This window comes from Rhizorhabdus antheiae, assembly GCF_049889055.1.
Taxonomy (GTDB): domain Bacteria; phylum Pseudomonadota; class Alphaproteobacteria; order Sphingomonadales; family Sphingomonadaceae; genus Rhizorhabdus.
In genome coordinates this window covers 280,853-298,993 of sequence record NZ_JBLTWO010000003.1, presented here as the reverse complement: position 1 = coordinate 298,993, position 18,141 = coordinate 280,853, and the positions used below count along the sequence as shown (strand labels likewise).

Sequence of the window (18,141 nt, the reverse complement as noted above, 5' to 3'; positions counted from 1 at the left end):
AACACGCTCCAGGCGGTGTCGGAAGCGCCGGCTGCTAAATAGCAAGAGGGCGCTTCCGATTGCTATCAGCCCTTCGGTACGACCTTGAAGCTGCGGCCGTCGGCCAGGGTGAAGGTCTTGCCGTCGAAACTCGCCTTGATCGTGCCATCCTTGCGGTTGACGGCCTTGGCGGGGGTCGCTTCCGACCAGCGGATGATCTCCAGCCTATAGCCATCGCCCTGCTTGACGGCCTTGCCATAGCCGGTCACCACGCCCTTCTCGTCCCCCGAGACCAGCACGAAATGGCCGTCGACGAGCGCCAGAACGCCCTGTTCGAGCTTGTAGATGTCGCCATCGGCCGGGCCGATCTGGCGGAACTTCTGTACGGTCCCGGATCCGAAAACGAGCGTCAGGGCATCGCCATCGCGCGTCACCGAGATGTCGTGCTGGGTGTCCTTGCGGAAGCTTAGTGCCGGCTGCTTGGCCGGATCGATGCCGATCGTCTGTTCGGCCACCATGTGAATGCCGCTCGGACCGGGACCGAAGGTTCCTGCATGCGCCATCGCGCCACGCGTCTCGAACGGCTCACCGTCGAAGATCGCCTGCTGCGCGAACAGACCATCCTTGTAGAGGATGATGCCGGTGAGGGGCATTTCCTCCCCGCTGCGTCCCGCCTTCAGCAGCGTATAGGCCCAAAGGCCCTGCGCGTCGCGGACCGCCTTGGCCTCTTCCGCATGGCCGGCTGTCGTGGCTATCGCGCCCAGAACGGCAAGGCCGAGGGTGACGGAACGCGCAAAGGATCGAAACATGATAGGCCCCTCTTCGTCTTGGGCGACGCCAGGATGCGTGCGGGACGGAGGATGAGCCAAGGGGCGGGCCGGTTCAATTCCGCGCACTGCACCCGTTCATTGTCCGGGCTGCAACATCCGCAAGCGGATGGAGGCGATCAAAAGAAAAGGCCCTCCCCCGCCAGGCGGAGAAGGGCCTCTATAATGGCAGGAATGAGCGCTTAGTGCGCCATCGCCTTGACGATCTCCTCGACCATCTTCTTGGCGTCGCCGAGCAGCATCATCGTGTTGTCCATGTAGAAGACGTCGTTGTCCACACCGGCATAGCCGACACCGCCCATCGAGCGCTTCACGAACAGCACGGTCTTGGCCTTCTCGACGTCGAGGATCGGCATGCCGTAGATCGGCGAGCTCTTGTCCGTCTTCGCCGCCGGGTTGGTCACGTCGTTGGCCCCGATGACGAAAGCGACGTCGGTCTGCGAGAACTCGCTGTTGATGTCCTCGAGCTCGAACACCTCGTCATAGGGCACATTGGCTTCCGCCAGCAGCACGTTCATGTGGCCGGGCATACGGCCGGCGACCGGATGGATCGCATATTTCACGCGAACGCCGGCTTCCTTGAGGACATCGCCCATTTCGCGGAGCACATGCTGCGCCTGGCTGACCGCCATGCCATAGCCGGGAACGATGATGACCTGCTCGGCCTGACCCATCAGGAAGGCGGCATCGTCGGCCGAGCCGCGCTTCCACGGGCGATCGACCTTCGCCGCGCCACCCGATGCCTCGGGAGCCGCACCGAAGCCGCCCGCGATGACGCTGATGAAGCTGCGGTTCATCGCCTTGCACATGATGTAGCTGAGGATCGCGCCCGACGAGCCGACGAGCGCGCCGGTGACGATCATCGCCGTGTTGTGCAGGGTGAAGCCCATCGCTGCGGCCGCCCAGCCCGAATAGCTGTTCAGCATCGACACGACGACCGGCATGTCGGCGCCACCGATCGGGATGATCAGCAGGAAGCCGATGACGAAGCTGAGCGCGGTGATCGTGAAGAACACCCACTGCGCGTCATCGGTCAGGAAATAGCCGATCAGGCCCAGGATCGCCGCAAGGGTACCCAGGTTGATGACATGGCGTCCCGGCAGCATGATCGGAGAGCCCGACATATTGCCGTTGAGCTTGAGGAAGGCGATGACCGAACCCGAGAAGGTGATCGCACCGATCGCGACGCCGAGGCCCATTTCGATCCGGCTGACCTGCAGGATGTGGCCGGTGGCCTGATCCACGATCCCGAAATCGCCGGGATTGAGGAAGGCCGCCCCTGCGACCAGCACGGCCGCGAGACCGACCAGCGAGTGGAAGGCGGCGACGAGCTGCGGCATCGCCGTCATCGCGATCCGCTGTGCGGTCACGTAACCGATGACACCGCCGATCGCGATGGCGATGCCGATCTCGACGAGACCGGTATTGTGCAGGATCAGCGTGGTCGCGACGGCGATCAGCATACCGATCATGCCGAAGCGGTTGCCCCGGCGCGAGGTAGCCGGGCTCGAAAGCCCGCGCAGCGCGAGGATGAACAACACCCCCGAGATCAGATAGGCGAGCGATGCCCAGGCGGGCGTGGCAGCGAGTTCATGCATGTCTATATCCCCCTGCCCGGCTCAGCCCTTGCGGTCTTTTTTCTTGTACATCGCCAGCATGCGTTCGGTGACCGCAAAGCCGCCGAAGATGTTGATGCTCGCGAAGACGACGGCCACGAGGCCCAGATATTTGCCCAGGGCGCCGCCCGAAGCCGTCGCGCTGGCGATCAGCGCACCGACGATGATGACCGACGAGATGGCGTTGGTAACCGCCATGAGCGGCGTGTGCAGCGCGGGCGTGACCGACCAGACGACATAATAGCCCACGAAGCAGGCCATGACGAAGATCGACAGGATCGAGATGAAGTCCATATGTTCCCCCTTCCCCGATCAGCCGAGCAGCCGGGCGTTGACGACCTTGCCGCCCTGCGTCAGTCGGATCGCGTCGCCGATTTCCTCGTCGAGGATCGGCTTGTTGGCTTCCTTGTCCCAGAAGGCGCTGAGGAAGTTGAACAGGTTGCGCGAGAAGAGCGCCGACGAGTCCGCCGCGAGCGTGCCCGCCATGTTCTTCGCGCCGACGATCTTGACGCCGTGGCGCACGACCGTCTCGCCGGCGACACAGCCTTCGACATTGCCGCCGCTCTCGGCCGCGAGATCGACGATCACCGAGCCCGACCGCATCGTCGCGATCTGCGCATCCGAGATCAGCCGAGGCGCCGCGCGTCCCGGGATCAGGGCGGTCGTGATGACGATGTCCTGCTTGGCGATATGGGCGGAGACCAGTTCGGCCTGGGCCTTCTGATATTCCTCAGACATCTCGGTCGCATAGCCACCGGCGCCTTCGCCCTCGATGCCCGCGACCTTCTCGACGAAGATCGGCTTGGCGCCGAGCGACATGATCTGCTCACGGGTCGCCGAGCGCACGTCGGTCGCGGAAACCTGTGCGCCGAGGCGGCGCGCGGTCGCGATCGCCTGAAGGCCGGCGACGCCGACACCCATGATGAAGGCGCGAGCGGCAGAAACCGTGCCCGCTGCCGTCATCATCATCGGGAAGGCGCGGCCATATTCGTTGGCAGCGACCAGCACCGCCTTGTAGCCGGCGAGGTTCGACTGCGACGACAATATGTCCATCGACTGCGCGCGGGTAATGCGCGGCATGAACTCCATCGCCAGCGCCTCGAAGCCCTTGGCCGCATAGGCGTCGACCCGCGCCCGCTCTCCGAACGGGTTGAGCCCCGCCACGATCCAGGCGCCCGGCTTCGTCCCGCCAAGGGAGTCGGGGTCCGGCCCCTGAATGCCCAGCACGATGTCGGCGCCGGCCAGCGTCGCCGTGCGATCGCCGACCACGGCACCGGCCGCGGCATAATCATTGTCGGCAATGGAAGCGGTGACTCCGGCCCCGGCCTCGACTGCGACTTCGGCCCCGAGCGCAATGAATTTCTTCACAGTCTCGGGGGTGGCGGCCACCCGGGTTTCCCCGGCTGCCGACTCCTTCAGCACCGCTATCCTCAAGGGATCAGCCCTTGGGCGCGATCAGGAAGATGACGAGGAGGCCGGTCGCCGCACTGAGGATGGTGCCCCACTTGAGCAGCCCCAGAAAACCGGAATAGGTGTTGTTGTGAGCCTTGTAATCCATCGGCGCACCCTGTTCGTCGGACATATTACACCCCTCGCAATGACGGTATTTTCGGCGTCCTTCTAGTCGTAGGCCAACAGCGCCTCAAGAACAAATGCCGTCGCGGCGCCCGCCCTTTGTACCAGTTTAATTTTGCTTAGCATTTCTTTGCTAGGGCCAGTCGCGAAGGAGTAGCGGATGCGTCGCGACGGCCCCCCGGGGCTCTTGCTGGTCGATGCCGAGCCAGCCCAGGCCGGCCTGATGAGTGCCGTCGCACAGCGTGCGGGATGGCGGGTCTTCCGTGCCGTCGATGCCGTGTCCGCCACCAAGGCTTCCGAAAGCGCCAAAGCGGCCGGCCATCGCATCGATGCCATATTGGCGGACCTCTGGTCGCCCGACGCCGATGCCATGGCGAGCGTCACCGCATTGCGTCAGGCATTGCCGTCGCTTCCGTTGATCATCATCACCGCACAGGACAGCGCCGATCTGGCGGTCCGGGCCATGCGGGAGGGTGCGCACGATGTGCTGGTCAAGCCGCTCGGCCCGGTCAAACTGATGGCCGCGCTCGACGCCGCCATATCGACGGGCCCCGAACAGCAGGGCGAACTGCGCCCGATGGCTGAGAAATGGCCCGAACCGCTCGACTTCGAAGGCGTGGTGGGCAACGCCGCCGGTTTCCGGCGCGCGGTCGAGACCGCGATGCGCGCCGCAGCCACCCCGGCCACGATCCTGATCGAAGGCGAAAGCGGTGTCGGCAAGGAAGTGCTGGCCCAGGCGATCCATCGCGCGTCCTCCCTGCGCGACGGGCCGCTGGTGACGGTGAACTGCGGCGCGATCCCGGCCAATCTGGTCGAGTCCGAACTGTTCGGCCATGAGCGCGGCGCCTTCACCGGCGCGTTCGAACGGCGGCGCGGCCTGTTCGCGCAGGCCGATGGCGGCACAATCTTCCTCGATGAGATCGGCGAACTGCCGGCCGATGCGCAGGCCAAGCTGCTGCGCGTTCTCCAGTCGGGCGAGATCCGGCCGATTGGTGCCACCGTGGCGACCCGGATCAGCGTCCGGGTCGTGGCGGCCACCAATCGGCGCCTGTCCGACGACGTCGTGGCGGGGCGGTTTCGCGAGGATCTGTTCTACCGGCTGGCCGTGGTCCCGGTCCTGCTGCCGCCGCTGCGCGAACGGCGCGAGGATATCGGCGTGCTGGCGGCGCATCTGCTGGACCGGATCGGGCGGCAACTCGACTTGCCGGCCCTCTCGCTCGACGGAGAGGCGCTGGCGCTGCTGCGGGACCATGACTGGCCCGGCAATGTCCGGCAATTGCACAACGCCTTGTTCCGCGCCGCGATCTTCTGCCAGGACGGGCTGCTGCGCGAGCGCGACTTCCCGCAGATCCGGCAAGCGCGGGCAGCCCCGCCAACGCCCCCCGCGAATGACGACATGCCGGTGGCCGCCGCTTCTCTGGCGTCATCGGTGCCCCTGCCGGTCCCGACCAGTCTGCCGCTGTTCGGGCCCGACGGCCATGTCCGACCGATCGAGGAGATCGAGGCAGACCTGATTCGCCTGGCGATCGGCCATTATCGCGGGCGCATGACCGAGGTCGCGCGACGGCTGCGCATCGGGCGCTCGACCCTGTACCGCAAGCTCGGCGAACTGGGGATCGAACAGGCCAGCTGAGCGCCGCCCCTTCGGTCAGGACATAGTGCTGGCGCTTGTATCGGGCCGGGCGACGTGGGACATAGCGGCCATGCCGTGCGTTGCCTTTCCATGACCGCCCATATCCACGCCATCGGCACCGCCGTCCCACCGCACGCCATCCACCAGACCTTCGTCGACTGGGCGGCAGGTCGGCTCGAGGGCCGCGACCGGGCGCTCTTCCGCCGCATGGCCTCGCGATCCGCGATCGAGGAACGCTATACCGTCCTGCCGCCCTCGCCGCTCGGCGGGTCCCAGGTCGATCCCGGCGGCTTCTATGGTGCCGCCATGCCCTCCACCGCCGACCGCATGGCCTGCTATGCACGTGAAGCGCCCGCGCTGGCGCTGCGGGCGATCGACGACCTGTCATCGCGCGTGGACCTCGGCGATATCACCCATCTCGTGGTCGCAAGCTGCACCGGCTTCGTCGCACCCGGAATCGACCAGATCATTTCGCGGCGGCTGGGCCTGTCGGGCTCGATCGAGCGGACGCTGGTCGGCTTCATGGGCTGCTATGCGGCGGTCGCAGCATTGCGCGTCGCGCACCACATCGCACGGTCGGATGAAAAGGCGCGGGTTCTGGTCGTGACGGTCGAGCTCTGCTCGCTGCATATGCAGGACAGCGCGGATGTGGGGTCGCTGATGGCCCAGCTCCAGTTCGCCGACGGCGCCGCCGCAGCGATCGTCTCGGCCGAGCCGGCGGGCATTGCGGTCGACCGCTTCTTTGCGGCAACCCTGCCCGACAGCGACGAACTGATCCGCTGGGACATCGGTAATGAGGGCTTCGTCATGCACCTGTCGGGCGAGGTTCCGGTGCGGATCGCAGCGGCGCTGGCAGACCCGGCGCTGCGCCAGGCCATCCTCGGCGATCGCACACCCGGCACCCCCACCGACTGGGCGGTCCATGCCGGCGGCCGGTCGATCCTTGATGCGGTCCAGACGGGGTTCGATCTCCCCTCCGATGCACTGACTGTCTCGCGGGACATATTGCGCCGCTGGGGCAATATGTCGTCTTCCACGCTGATGTTCGTGCTCGCCGCCATGCTGGCCAAGGGAAAGCCCCTCGACGGACTGGCGGTCGCCTTCGGCCCCGGCCTCGCCGCCGAGGGCTTCGCATTGCGCAGCGCCTGATGCGCTTGCTTGCCAGCCCGGCGCGTGAAAGCGAGCAGATGGACGATGCCGATCTCGATCCGGCGACCTATGCCCGCGTCCTGACCGATCTCGCACGGGTCAACCGCTGGACCCTGGCGGCGCGCCCCACGCTCGATTTCGTCGCCCGCGTCGTTGGGGACCGGGACCGGTTCACGCTGCTCGATGTCGGCTATGGCGATGGCGACCTGCTGCGCAAGATCGCACGCTGGGCGGAAAAACGGGGGAAGACGGGGGTGCTGACCGGTATCGACCTCAACCCGAAAAGCGCGCAGATCGCCTGGTCGGCCACGCCTGACCGCCATGACATCGAATTTCTGACCGGCGACTATAGCGAGCTTCTGGAGTCGGCCGAAGCGCGCGGCGGCTATGATCTGATCGTCAGCAGCCTTGTCGCCCACCATATGAGCCACGAACAGCTCGTCCATTTCCTGCGCGCGATGGAGCGCCATGCGCGGCTGGGCTGGCACATCAACGACCTTCACCGCCACCTTTTCGCCTATCTCGGCTATCCCCTGCTCGCGCGGGCGATGGGCTGGCACCGGATCGTGCGCGAGGACGGCCAGTTGTCGATCGCGCGCGCCTTCCGCCCGTCCGAATGGCCGCCGCTCCTGGCCGAGGCCGGGCTTCCGCCGGCGAGCGCCACCGTCCACACCCGCTTCCCCTTCCGGCTATGCGTCGACCGGACGCGCTGATAGCGGGCGGCGGCCCGGCCGGGGCGGCCGTCGCGCTGCAGCTCGCCCGCGCGGGGCGACGCCCGCTGCTCGTCGACCGCCAGCGCGAACGGGGCGATCCCGTCTGCGGGGGCTTCATGGGCGGGGATGCGATCGCCTCGCTCGCTGCGCTCGGCATCGACGTGCAGGCGCTCGGCGCGCATCCGATCGGCCGCGCCCGCATCTTCGCCGGCCGCCGCGTGGCCGAGGCCCCGCTTCCCTTTCAGGCGGCGGGCCTGTCGCGCGCCTGCCTCGACGAACATCTACTGACCCTCGCCGCCGCAGCCGGAGCCGGTATCGAACGCGGGGTGACGATCCGCCAGGCTGCGCCCGACCGGCTGACCCTCGATCTGGCGGACGGCGCATCGCTCTCGACCGATGCGCTGTTTCTGGCGACCGGCAAGCACGAGCTGCGCGGCGCCGCCCGGCCGGTGACGATGGGCAGCGACCCAGCTTTGGGCCTGCGCAGCCGCCTCGAACCGGGCGAAGGCCTGCGCCGCAAGCTGGACGGCGTGATCGAGCTGCACCTGTTCCGCCATGGCTATGCCGGGCTGCTGCTGCAGGAGGATGGCGGGGTGAATCTCTGCCTGTCGGTCGCTCAGTCGCGGCTCAAGGCAGCCGGGGGCGATCCGGCGAGCCTCATCGCGGAGATCGCGCGCGAGGCTCCGATCCTCGGCGAGCGCTTTGCCGGTGCCAGCTCGGTCGGCGCCTGGGTCAGCATCGCGCGCGTGCCCTATGGCTGGCGGGCGCAAAGCACCACGCCAGGGCTGTTCCGTCTGGGGGACCAGTCGGCGGTCATCGCCAGCCTCGCCGGAGACGGCGTCGCCATCGCGCTCGCCAGCGCTACGCGCGCCGCGCGCGACTATCTGCGGGAAGGACCGGCGGGCGCCGTCGCCTATCAGCCCGGCTTCGCCCGCCAGACCGCCCGGCCAGTGCTGCTCGCCGAAAGCCTGCGCCGCACGGGCGAACGGCCGATGCTGGCGAACGCCCTGCTGGCGCTGCTCAGCAAGGCCCCCGGCCTGATCACCCGCGCCGCCGCGCTAACGCGCACCGACCTCGAATAGACCGGTTGGACGGAAGCGGCCGGCTCAGTCCCCGATCAGCGTGGCGACGAGCGCCTTGACCTTCTTCTGACGCCATTGCGGCGTCGGGGCGACCAGCCAATAGGCGCGCGGCGACGGGATTGGGTCGCCCTGCGCGCGGACCCGGCCTTCGAGGATGTCGCGCTCGACCAGCAACGCGGGCACATGCGCCGTCCCGAAGCCGGCAGCCGCGGCATCGATGGCGAGCCCGGCATCGGCCACCGCCAGCGTCGCGTCGCGGTCCTGAGGCGGGCAGCCAGGCCAGGCGATCGGCGCACCCTGTGCGAGACCGACCCGCACCAGCGATCCATCGGCCAGCCGCACGCCCTCGTGATCCCCCGGTCCTTCGGCATAGACGATCGCGAGGTCGAGATTGGCCTGGGTGAAATCGAGGCCTTCGTCCGCAGAGAGCAGGACGAAGCGCAATTCGGGGTCGTCGCGCCCGAAATCCGCGAGGCGCGGCGCGAGCCATTTGGCGGTGAAGTCGCGCGGCGCGGCGATGGTCAGCGTCTTGGACGACTGGCCCGCCTGCATCGCGCGCACCGCTTCCTCAAACTGGAGGAAACCGGCACGCAGAGCGTCGAGCCCGGCCTCGCCCTCGGGTGTCAGCTCAAGGCCCTTGGCGGTGCGGCGGAACAGCACGACGCCCAGCGTATCCTCGAGCGCACGAATCTGCTGGCCGACCGCTGCCGGGGTCACCGCCAGTTCGTCAGCCGCCCGGGTGAAGGACAGATGCCGCGCCGCCGCGTCGAGAACGCGCAGGCCGTTCAGGGGAAGATGAGTCCGTTTCACCGCGCCCCACCCGTCAGATCGCGACAGCCGGGCCGATCAACGGGAAGCGCGGGATCGCCGCCTCGAAGGTCGAACCGTCCTCCGACACCATATGATAGCTGCCCTCCATCGATCCCGTCGGGGTCTGGAGCGGGCAGCCGGAGACATAGTCGAACGACTGGCCCGGCTCGATCACCGGCTGCTCGCCGACGACACCCTCGCCGCGCACGTCATGCTTCACGCCGCGCCCGTCGGTGATGAGCCAGTGGCGGGTCAGCAACTGAACCGCCTGGCTGCCCTCATTCTCGATCCGGATATGGTAGGACCAGAACCAGCGGCCACGCCCCGGCTCCGACTGTTCGGGCATGAATGACACGGCCACCCGCACCACGACGCCGCGGGTCTGCGCGACATGCGGGAACAGCGCCTTCATGATCATAGGCCGACGGCCTTCAAAGCCCGGTCGAGATCGTCGATCAGGTCGAGCGGGTCTTCCAGTCCGACATTGAGTCTCAGCATGCCTTCCTCGACTCCCATGGCCGCCCGCACCTCGGCGGACAGACCGGCATGGGTGGTAGACGACGGATGCGTCATGAGCGAGCGGGAATCGCCGATATTGTTCGAAATGTCGATCAGTTCGAGCGCATCGAGCAGGCCGTGCGCCTGTGTCCGCCCGCCGTCGAGATAGACGGCGATGATGGTACCGCCGGCCGACATCTGCTGCATCGCCAGCGCATGCTGGGGATGGCTGGCGAGCCCCGGATAGAGCGCGCGCGGCACCCGCTTTTCCAGGAACTCCGCCACCTGCAGCGCATTCTCGCTCTGCCGGCGGATGCGCAGGTCGAGCGTCTCCATCCCCTTCAGCACCACCCAGGCGTTGAAGGCGGACAGGGTCGGTCCGGTGTTGCGGGTGAAGCTGAGCAGCGTGTTGTTGATGAACTCGTTCGTGCCGCAGACCGCGCCTGCAAGCACCCGCCCCTGCCCGTCCATCATCTTGGTCGCCGAATAGGCGACGATGTCGGCGCCATAATCGAGCGGCCGCTGAAGCAGCGGGGTAGCGAAGGCATTGTCGACGACCGTAAGCACGCCCGCATCCTTCGCGATCCGGCAGACCGCCTCCAGGTCGACGATGTCGAGCGTGGGGTTGGCCGGGGTCTCGAAGAAGAACAGCTTGGTGTTGGGCCGGATCGCCGCCTTCCACGCATCATTGTCGGTGCCGTCGACGATGGTCGATTCGATTCCGAAACGGGGCAGCAGCGTGTCGGTCAGCCAGCGGCACGAGCCGAAGGCGGCGCGTCCGGCGACGACATGGTCGCCCGCCGACAGCTGGCAGAGCAGAGCGGCGGTCATCGCCGCCATGCCCGACGCCATGCAGCGCGCGGCCTCCGCACCCTCCATCAGGGCGATCCGCTCCTCCAGCATCTCCACCGTCGGGTTCTGCAGGCGCGAATAGGTCATCCCCTGCTGCTCGCCGGCGAAGCGCGCGGCGGCGTCGCCGGCGCAGTCATAGGTGAAGCCGGAGGTGAGGAAGATCGCCTCGCTCGTCTCGCCATAATGCGAGCGCGCGGTGCCGCCCCGGACCGCCTGGGTCGCGGGGCGCCATGTGGTGGTGATCGAGCGGTCCTGGCCGGTAAGCTTCTTCATGCCGCCGCTTTGCCGCCCCTGCCCCGCCCCGTCAACGGCGGCATTGTCATGGTGCGACGCGAACATGCGCGGATTTCGGCCACAGGGTGCTTGCGTCGGGCAGCGGCAAAATGGATACCGCTCCGGTTCAAAATGCAGGAGAGTCGATGATGGCGACCGAAATCCAGGAAATCCCGCTGAAGACGATCAAGGGCGACGACGCCAAGCTGGGCGACTATGCCGGCAAGGTGCTGCTCGCGGTCAACGTCGCGTCGAAATGCGGCCTGACGCCGCAATATACCGCGCTCGAGCAGCTCTACGCCCAGTATAAGGACAAGGGCCTCGTCGTGCTCGGATTCCCCGCCAATAATTTCGGCGCGCAGGAGCCCGGCACAGAGGCGGAGATCCAGGAATTCTGCACGACCAATTACGGCGTCGACTTCCCGATGTTCTCGAAGATCTCGGTCAAGGGCGACGACCAGCACCCGCTCTATGCCAAGCTGGTCGAAGCGAAACCCGACAAGACTTTCAAGGACCAGAGCTTCAAGGAGCGCCTGGCGGGCTATGGCATCGTGCCCGAGAACGACACCGACGTGCTCTGGAATTTCGAGAAGTTCCTGATCGCCAAGGACGGCACCGTCGCCGCCCGCTTCGCCCCCGACATCGCCCCCGACGATGCGATCATCGTCGACGCGATCGAGGCCGAACTGGCGAAATAATCTCCCGGACGCCTTTCCCGTGCTGGTCGCGGGAAAGGCGTCCGCCCGACCGGCAATAGGGGCAGTATATTGGGCCGCCCCTATTCTTACAGCTAGCTGTAAGAAGATTGACGGCCTCGCCCGCATCTGGCTTGCTGACCGCTCACCGCAGGAACAGGCGGGGCGAGGATGGGATGCGAGGCCGGCGGTCGAAAGAACCGCCCGCGGGCCCGTGTTACGGCCGCCTGTCCTGCGCGACGGAGGGGCGAGACAATGGGCGACGGCGTGGCGATATCCGACAGGCATGAGGATTCGGCACGGCCCGAGATCGCCTGGCTCCCCTTCGTCCTGCTCGGCATCGGCGCGGGGTGCATCTCCGCGCTCCAGCCGCTGCTGCTCGAACTGCTGCGCGCGGCGGGCAAGCTCGACATGGCGCAGATCGGCCTGGCTGCGACTGCGGAAGCGGCCGGGATGGCGATCGCCAGCACGCTCGCCGCGCTTTGCCTGCCGCTGACCCGCCTGCGACTGAAGGCGGGCCTCGCCATCGCGGCAATGCTCATCGCCAATGGCGGAACGACCATCACCGTGGGCGGCGTCATCGTCGCGCTGCGCTTCGTCAACGGTGCGGGAGCGGGTGTGCTGCTGTGGGCGCTGATCGGGGTCTTCTCCCGCTCGGCCCAGCCGGCGCGGCTATTCGCCATCTATGTCACCGCGCAGTCGGTGCTGGCGCTGACCCTATCGCAGGCGATCGGCGAGGTCGTCGCCCCCGCTTTCGGCCATGGCGGCGCCTATGGGCTGCTCGTCGCGATGAACCTGGCGATGCTGGTCGCCCTGCTTTGGCTGACCGATGCGCTGCCGGGCGCAGGCCATGCGGCGCGCGGCCTGCCCGGCGGGCGGGCGATCGTCGCGCTGTTCGCTATCGCCGCCTTCCTGGCTGGCATCATGTCGCTGTGGGTCTATCTGCTGCCGGCGCTGCGCGATGCCGGCTTCGCCGCGCGGACGGCGGGCCATGCGGTCTCCGTCGGCATCGCCGCGCAGATCGCGGGCGGGCTGCTCGCTGCGATCCTGGCGCCGCGCCTGGGCGCCATGGCCGCCTGGATCGCCGGCATCGCCATCGCCGGGGCGGCGGTGCTTCTCCTCACCCAGGGCGGATCGAGCATCGTCATGCTCGCCGCAGCGGCAGCCTTCGGGTTCGTCTGGATCTTCGTGCCGCCTTTCCAGATGCCCGCCGTGCTGGCGGTCGACCCGAGCGGGCGCGGCGCGATGCTGGTCGGCACGGCGCAACTCGGCGGCACGGTGATCGGCCCGCTCGCGGCGGCGCCGCTGGTCGCGCGCCATGGCGCGGGTATAGCGGCGACGGCGGCGCTCGGCTGGCTAGCGCTGTCGCTGCTGCTGCTGGTCGCCTCGCGACTGGGATCCTCGCGGCCGGCCGTGGCGGTAGCCTGAGGGAGGGCCCCGGCTCTATTCGCCGTCGCTGGTCATCGCCATCACGTCGATGAAGCGGCCGCGCGCGTCGAAGCGGCAGCGGAAGCGCTTGATGCCATCGACGCCCTTGTCGACGCTGCCGTCGATCGCGCTGCCTTCACCCGGCACCGGGACGATCGGCCCGGAGCGGACCTCGGCGGCGCGTACCGCGTACATGCCCGACACCTCACCTCGACAGAAAGCCGGGCGTACCGCCCGCTGGATCGTCCCGCCGCGCCCGGGCGGCCACAGCCCGCCGGTCGCGACCGGGCCGGCCCCAGCCAGTCCGATGCTGAGGGTGTAGCGTGCCACTTCGTTGCGGCGGGCGGCGTTGCGCATCAGATAGACACGCACCGCATAGCTGCCATTGGCCGCCAGCACCGAGGAAAAGCGATTGCCCGAGGTCGCGCCGTTGAACAGCGCCTCGGGCGCGCCCTGCACCCCGACGTTGAAATAGCTCGAGCCGTTGCTGGTGGTGAAGACGACGCTCAGCTTCTGCCCGGCGGCCGCGCGCAGGCTGTAGTCGATGACGTCATAGCCGCGGATCGAGCCATGGATGACCTGCCGCGTGGTGCCGCCCGAAAAGATCACCGGGACCGTCCGGATGCCCGGCTCTGCCTGTGCCGGCCCCGCCGCCAGCGCCAGCACGCCCATCAGCGCCCTAACGACCATCGAGCCACCATGACGTCACCATCGCGCTACCATCTCCCAGATACGCGGAATCAGCAGCCCACCTCCGCCAGCATAATCAAGGACCGGCGCGTTTGTCCGCACGATTCTGCACCGGCGTAACGACAGGCCGGCTTGCCCACTGTATTATCATCGCATAACAGTCGATCCAGTCCTTCCAGAGGGTAATCGCATGAAGAATCTCCTCGCCGCCGTCGCCTTGACCGCCCTGTCTTTTCCGCTCGCCCAGGCCGTTATGGCGGCCCCGGCGGTCCACGCTGACGCCGCTGTCCCGCGCGGTATCCTGGCCGACGCCGCGACGCCGACCGCCTATCGGCTCGACCTGACCATATTGCCTGACCAGGAGCGCTTCTCCGGCCATGCCGAGATCGACGTCATGCTCAAGGCGCCGTCGAGCTTCCTCTACCTCCACGCCCGCGACATGAAGATCGGCAAGGCAGTCGCCAGCAGCGGCGGCAAGACCATCGCCGCGCGCCATGCCGAGGTCGATCCGTCCGGCGTGCTGCGCCTCGACTTCGCCAGTCCCCTGCCAGCCGGCAAGGCGGTGCTGAGCTTCGACTATGACGCCCCGTTCGGCAACGGCCCGGCGGGGCTCTACCGCATCAAGGTCGGCGACCAGTGGTATGCCTGGACCCAGTTCCAGTCGATCGACGCACGCGCCGCCTTCCCCGGCTTCGATCAGCCGGGTTACAAAACGCCCTTCACCGTCTCGATCACCACCAAGCCCGGCCTGACCGCGCTCAGCAACGCGCCGATCGCGCGCAGCGTCAAGGCGGGCGACCTCGTCCGCCACGAGTTCGCCGCCACCCGGCCGCTGCCGACCTATTTGATGGCGTTCGTCGTCGGGCCCTTCGCGACCGCATCGAGCGAGGTGCCCGCGACCGCGCAGCGCAAGGAGCCGCTGCCGATCCGCATCGTCGGGACCCAGCCCTATAAGGACAAGCTCGACTTCGCGCTCGAGAACACCAAGCCGATCGTCTCGCTGCTCGAAAAATATTTCGACACCGGCTTCCCCTTTCCCAAGCTCGACCAGATCGGATCGCCGGTGATGCCGGGGGCGATGGAGAATGCGGGCGCCGACATCTATGGCGACACCATATTGCTGCTCGATCGCGGCGCCTCGACCGACCAGAAGAAGACCTTCGGCATGGTCGTCGCCCATGAACTGGCGCACCAGTGGTTCGGCGACCTCGTCACCCCGGCCTGGTGGGACGATCTGTGGCTGAACGAGAGCTTCGCCAACTGGATGGGCTATCGCATCGGCGACGAATGGCGCCCCGACCTGAAGATCGGCGCGGGCGCGATCGACGAGGCCTTCGCCGCGATGAACACCGACGCGCTGAAGGCGGGCCGCCCCATCCACCAGCCGATCCCGACCAATGGCGACATCGACAGCGCGTTCGACCAGGTCACCTATGGCAAGGGCGGGCAGGTCGTCGCGATGATCGCCGCCTATCTGGGCGACGAGAAATTCCGCGACGGCGTGCGCCTCCACCTGAAGCGCTATGCCTATGGCACCGCGAACACCGATCAGTTCTTCGGCTCGCTCGCCGATGCCGCGCACGACCCGCGCGTGCTGGCGTCGCTCAAAAGCTTCGTCGACCAGCAGGGCGTGCCCGTGGTCCGCGTCGAGCGCACGAGCGGCGGCCTCGCGGTCAGCCAGAAGCGCTATGCGCTGCTCGGCACCGAGCTTCCGGCGCAGAGCTGGATCATCCCGCTGTGCGTGCGCGTCGGCGAGACGCGGCAATGCTCGCTGCTCGACAAACCCTCGGCGGTGGTGCCTATCACCGGGTCGGGGATGATCATCCCCAATGCGGGCGGCACCGGCTATTACCGCTTCTCGCTGCCGGAGGCAGAATGGAAGACGATGATCGCAGGCGCAGGCACGCTGCCGCCGGGCGAGGCGCTGGCGCTGACCGACAGCCTGTGGGCCGGCTTCCGGGCGGGCGAGCTGCCACCGTCGCTGCTTCTCGACGCGGCGCGGGCGATGGCGGCCAATGGCTATTCGGTGGCGGCGGTCGACGGCGGCCTGCGGCTCGCCGGTCTGCGCCAGCGCGGATTGATCGCGGGCGACGCCCTGCCCGGCTATCGCCGCTTCCTGACCGATGTCTATGGCCCCAGGCTGGCCGCAATCGGCTTCGATCCCACGACCGGCGCCCATGCCGGCGACGATGGCGATCTGCAGAAGCTGCGCTCGGATCTGGTGGGGCTGCTTGCGGGCGAGGCAGAGGATCCGGCGCTCCAGACGCGCCTCGCCAAGGCCGCGACCGACTGGATGGCAGGCGACGCCAAGGCGCTCGACCAGTCCTATCTGGGCGCGGCGTTGGGCGCCTATCTCGCCAAGGGTGGGCTGCCGGCAGCGGAAGCCCTGTTCGAGCGGGCGGCCAAGACCGACGACACGCTGTTCCGAGACAGCGCGATCGGTGCGCTGGCCTCAACCGGCAGGGCGGAAACGGGCCGCTGGCTGCTCGGCAAGCTGGACGACGAGCGGCTGCGCAACCCCGACCGTCTGTCGATCCTGCAATATCTGGCGTTGGAGCCCGAGACGGTCGAGATGAGCTATGCTTATGTGACCGCCCATTATGACGATCTGGTCAAGAATGCCGGGCTGTTTGCGGCCGGGCGCCTGCCCAGCCTGCCGATCCGCTATTGCTCGGTCGACCAGGCAGGGAAAGTCGAGAAGGACTTCCGTCCGCAGGTCGAAAAGCACCAGCGCGGGGCGCTCAGCCTCGACCGCACGGTCGAGCAGATCCGCAGCTGCGGCATATTGCGCGGCAAGCGCGGGGCGGAAATCCTGGCCGCCTTCCGCTGAACGATCGGGCGGCGGCCGTCAGGAAAAGACGACGGTCGTCGCCCCGTTCATCAGCACCCGGTCCTCGAGGAAAGCGCGGACCGCGCTGGCCAGCACTCGCCGCTCAATGTCGCGCCCCTTGCGGACGAGGTCGTCGGGCGTGTCGCGGTGGCTGACGCGCTCGGTATCCTGATCGATGATCGGTCCCTCATCGAGGTCGGCGGTGACATAATGGGCGGTCGCGCCGATCAGCTTCACCCCGCGCGCATGCGCCTGATGATAAGGCTTGGCGCCCTTGAAGCCGGGCAGGAAGCTGTGGTGGATGTTGATGCAGCGTCCCGCCAGGAAGGACGCGAGGTCGTCGCTCAATATCTGCATGTAGCGCGCCAGCACCACCAGGTCGGCGCCGGTCTCCTCGACGATCGCCTTGATCCGCGCTTCCTGCTGCGGCTTGGCATCCTTCGCGACCGGCAGATGATGGAAGGGGATCGTCCCGAAATCGAGATGGGCATAGGTATCGCGCGGGTGGTTCGAGATGATTCCGACCGGCTCCATCTCCAACTCGCCGATCTTCCAGCGATAGAGAAGATCAGCCAGGCAATGGTCGAACTTGCTCACCAGCAGCAGTACGCGCTTGCGCGCGGAAGAAGCGCGAAAACGATAATCCAGGCCATGATCGGCGCCGACCGATGCGAAGCCCGCTTCGACCTGAGCCAGATCGGCGCCCCCGACCAGTGCGAACTCGACTCGCATGAAGAAGCGGCCGGTCATCAGGTCGTCGAACTGCTGCGCCTCGATGATGTTGGCGCCGTGACGCGCGAGCGAGGTCGAGACTGCGGCGACGATGCCGGGATGATCGACGCAGGACAGGGTCAGGATATAGGTCTCGGACATCAGGGCTTCCCAGCGAAACGACGTGGCGCGCCCGCCGCTTGGCCTCGACGGCGGCGTCGGTCAAGCCCGGCCTAGGTGGCGCCCGCCTCGCGGAGCGCCTCCACCGTGATCGCGCGCGCCGCAGGCCAGAGCCGCGCGTCGCGCTGCAGCCCCAGCCAGGCCGCCGACAGCAGCGGCAGGCCCAGCATTCCCGCCATGCCGCCCAGCCGATGGCCGATCGGCGCCATATCCGCTCCGCCCTCGATCGCCGCGACGCCCTCAGCCAGCCCCATATGGAAGCGGACGACCATGTCGGCTGCCACCTCCTTGCCGAGCAGCACGCCGAGACGATCGATCGCACTGCCGTCGTCGGCGCGCAGTTGTGAGGCCAATTCGGGTGGCAGAATGCCGCGTAGCGAGGCGAGATCGATTGCCGGACCGATGACGGGAAAGGTCCGCCCATGATCGGTGGACAGGTCCGCTGCATCGCGCGCGATTCGCACCACCCTGCTTCCGGTCGCCGCCGCCGCGTCGAGCGCCTTTCTCCAGCCATCCTCGATCCGCCCGACGACCAGCACGGCTGGCACCTGGCATGGCTCCCAATCGTCGGAATCGGTTTCCGCAATCGTTCGCAAGATC

At 67.6% G+C, this 18,141-nt stretch carries 18 protein-coding genes; 7 read left to right on the top strand and 11 right to left on the bottom strand.

What is annotated here, in order from left to right:
* Nucleotides 1–65: 65 nt before the first annotated feature.
* From ACNI3R_RS08920 to ACNI3R_RS08900, 5 genes are all read right to left on the bottom strand, one after another.
* Complete coding sequence (locus ACNI3R_RS08920) at nt 66–788, bottom strand: hypothetical protein (protein WP_426182174.1); 723 nt, start codon at nt 786–788, stop codon at nt 66–68.
* A gap of 200 nt (nt 789–988) precedes the next feature.
* Nucleotides 989–2,404 (bottom strand): NAD(P)(+) transhydrogenase (Re/Si-specific) subunit beta, encoded by a 1,416-nt coding sequence (locus ACNI3R_RS08915; protein ID WP_426182172.1) that lies wholly within the window; start codon nt 2,402–2,404, stop codon nt 989–991.
* A gap of 21 nt (nt 2,405–2,425) precedes the next feature.
* Nucleotides 2,426–2,716 (bottom strand): proton-translocating transhydrogenase family protein, encoded by a 291-nt coding sequence (locus ACNI3R_RS08910; RefSeq protein WP_165321942.1) that lies wholly within the window; start codon nt 2,714–2,716, stop codon nt 2,426–2,428.
* Nucleotides 2,717–2,734: 18 nt separating this feature from the next.
* On the bottom strand, nt 2,735–3,856 hold the full coding sequence (locus tag ACNI3R_RS08905; RefSeq protein WP_298196715.1) for an NAD(P) transhydrogenase subunit alpha: 1,122 nt from the start codon (nt 3,854–3,856) through the stop codon (nt 2,735–2,737).
* Nucleotides 3,857–3,860: 4 nt separating this feature from the next.
* On the bottom strand, nt 3,861–4,004 hold the full coding sequence (locus tag ACNI3R_RS08900; protein WP_296624472.1) for an aa3-type cytochrome c oxidase subunit IV: 144 nt from the start codon (nt 4,002–4,004) through the stop codon (nt 3,861–3,863).
* A 153-nt stretch (nt 4,005–4,157) separates the two neighbouring features.
* Here ACNI3R_RS08900 and ACNI3R_RS08895 point away from each other — a divergent pair, with 153 nt between their 5' ends.
* The 4 genes from ACNI3R_RS08895 to ACNI3R_RS08880 all read left to right on the top strand — a co-directional run bounded on the left by ACNI3R_RS08895 (nt 4,158) and on the right by ACNI3R_RS08880 (nt 8,574).
* Entirely contained in the window at nt 4,158–5,630 is a 1,473-nt protein-coding gene (locus ACNI3R_RS08895; protein WP_426182167.1) for a sigma-54-dependent transcriptional regulator, read from the top strand.
* A gap of 90 nt (nt 5,631–5,720) precedes the next feature.
* Nucleotides 5,721–6,779, top strand: coding sequence for a type III polyketide synthase (locus ACNI3R_RS08890; RefSeq protein ID WP_426182164.1), 1,059 nt, complete (start codon nt 5,721–5,723; stop codon nt 6,777–6,779).
* Nucleotides 6,779–7,492 carry a methyltransferase domain-containing protein gene (locus ACNI3R_RS08885; protein ID WP_426182161.1) on the top strand — a complete coding sequence of 238 codons (714 nt, stop codon included), beginning with the start codon at nt 6,779–6,781 and terminating at the stop codon, nt 7,490–7,492. Before ACNI3R_RS08890 ends, ACNI3R_RS08885 begins: the two co-directional genes overlap by 1 nt.
* Nucleotides 7,471–8,574 (top strand): NAD(P)/FAD-dependent oxidoreductase, encoded by a 1,104-nt coding sequence (locus ACNI3R_RS08880; protein ID WP_426182159.1) that lies wholly within the window; start codon nt 7,471–7,473, stop codon nt 8,572–8,574. Before ACNI3R_RS08885 ends, ACNI3R_RS08880 begins: the two co-directional genes overlap by 22 nt.
* A gap of 24 nt (nt 8,575–8,598) precedes the next feature.
* Here the strand turns inward: ACNI3R_RS08880 and ACNI3R_RS08875 are convergent, their stop codons facing one another.
* From ACNI3R_RS08875 to metZ, 3 genes are read right to left on the bottom strand one after another with little or no spacing between them, the layout of a single operon-like run.
* Entirely contained in the window at nt 8,599–9,384 is a 786-nt protein-coding gene (locus ACNI3R_RS08875) for a LysR family transcriptional regulator (RefSeq protein WP_426182156.1), read from the bottom strand.
* A gap of 13 nt (nt 9,385–9,397) precedes the next feature.
* Complete coding sequence (gene apaG, locus ACNI3R_RS08870; RefSeq protein WP_426182153.1) at nt 9,398–9,796, bottom strand: Co2+/Mg2+ efflux protein ApaG; 399 nt, start codon at nt 9,794–9,796, stop codon at nt 9,398–9,400.
* Between the two features lie 2 nt (nt 9,797–9,798).
* Nucleotides 9,799–11,007, bottom strand: a complete 1,209-nt coding sequence (metZ, locus tag ACNI3R_RS08865; RefSeq protein ID WP_426182150.1) for an O-succinylhomoserine sulfhydrylase — start codon at nt 11,005–11,007, stop codon at nt 9,799–9,801.
* Nucleotides 11,008–11,156: 149 nt separating this feature from the next.
* On the opposite strand from metZ, the gene ACNI3R_RS08860 reads away from it, so the two are divergent.
* The gene (locus tag ACNI3R_RS08860) at nt 11,157–11,705 is read left to right on the top strand and encodes a glutathione peroxidase (protein ID WP_426182324.1); all 549 of its coding nucleotides are present in this window, start codon (nt 11,157–11,159) and stop codon (nt 11,703–11,705) included.
* Between the two features lie 264 nt (nt 11,706–11,969).
* Nucleotides 11,970–13,130 carry a hypothetical protein gene (locus ACNI3R_RS08855; protein ID WP_426182148.1) on the top strand — a complete coding sequence of 387 codons (1,161 nt, stop codon included), beginning with the start codon at nt 11,970–11,972 and terminating at the stop codon, nt 13,128–13,130.
* Nucleotides 13,131–13,145: 15 nt separating this feature from the next.
* On the opposite strand, the gene ACNI3R_RS08850 is transcribed toward ACNI3R_RS08855, so the two are convergent.
* Nucleotides 13,146–13,820 carry a hypothetical protein gene (locus tag ACNI3R_RS08850; protein WP_426182145.1) on the bottom strand — a complete coding sequence of 225 codons (675 nt, stop codon included), beginning with the start codon at nt 13,818–13,820 and terminating at the stop codon, nt 13,146–13,148.
* Nucleotides 13,821–14,010: 190 nt separating this feature from the next.
* Between ACNI3R_RS08850 and ACNI3R_RS08845 the strand changes: the two genes are divergently transcribed.
* Nucleotides 14,011–16,650 carry a M1 family metallopeptidase gene (locus ACNI3R_RS08845; RefSeq protein ID WP_426182142.1) on the top strand — a complete coding sequence of 880 codons (2,640 nt, stop codon included), beginning with the start codon at nt 14,011–14,013 and terminating at the stop codon, nt 16,648–16,650.
* A gap of 18 nt (nt 16,651–16,668) precedes the next feature.
* Here ACNI3R_RS08845 and purU read toward each other — a convergent pair whose 3' ends face one another.
* Together purU and ACNI3R_RS08835 are read right to left on the bottom strand one after the other, a co-directional pair.
* The gene (gene purU / locus ACNI3R_RS08840) at nt 16,669–17,523 is read right to left on the bottom strand and encodes a formyltetrahydrofolate deformylase (protein WP_426182139.1); all 855 of its coding nucleotides are present in this window, start codon (nt 17,521–17,523) and stop codon (nt 16,669–16,671) included.
* Between the two features lie 71 nt (nt 17,524–17,594).
* The gene (locus tag ACNI3R_RS08835; protein ID WP_426182137.1) at nt 17,595–18,089 is read right to left on the bottom strand and encodes a hypothetical protein; all 495 of its coding nucleotides are present in this window, start codon (nt 18,087–18,089) and stop codon (nt 17,595–17,597) included.
* Nucleotides 18,090–18,141 lie beyond the last annotated feature (52 nt).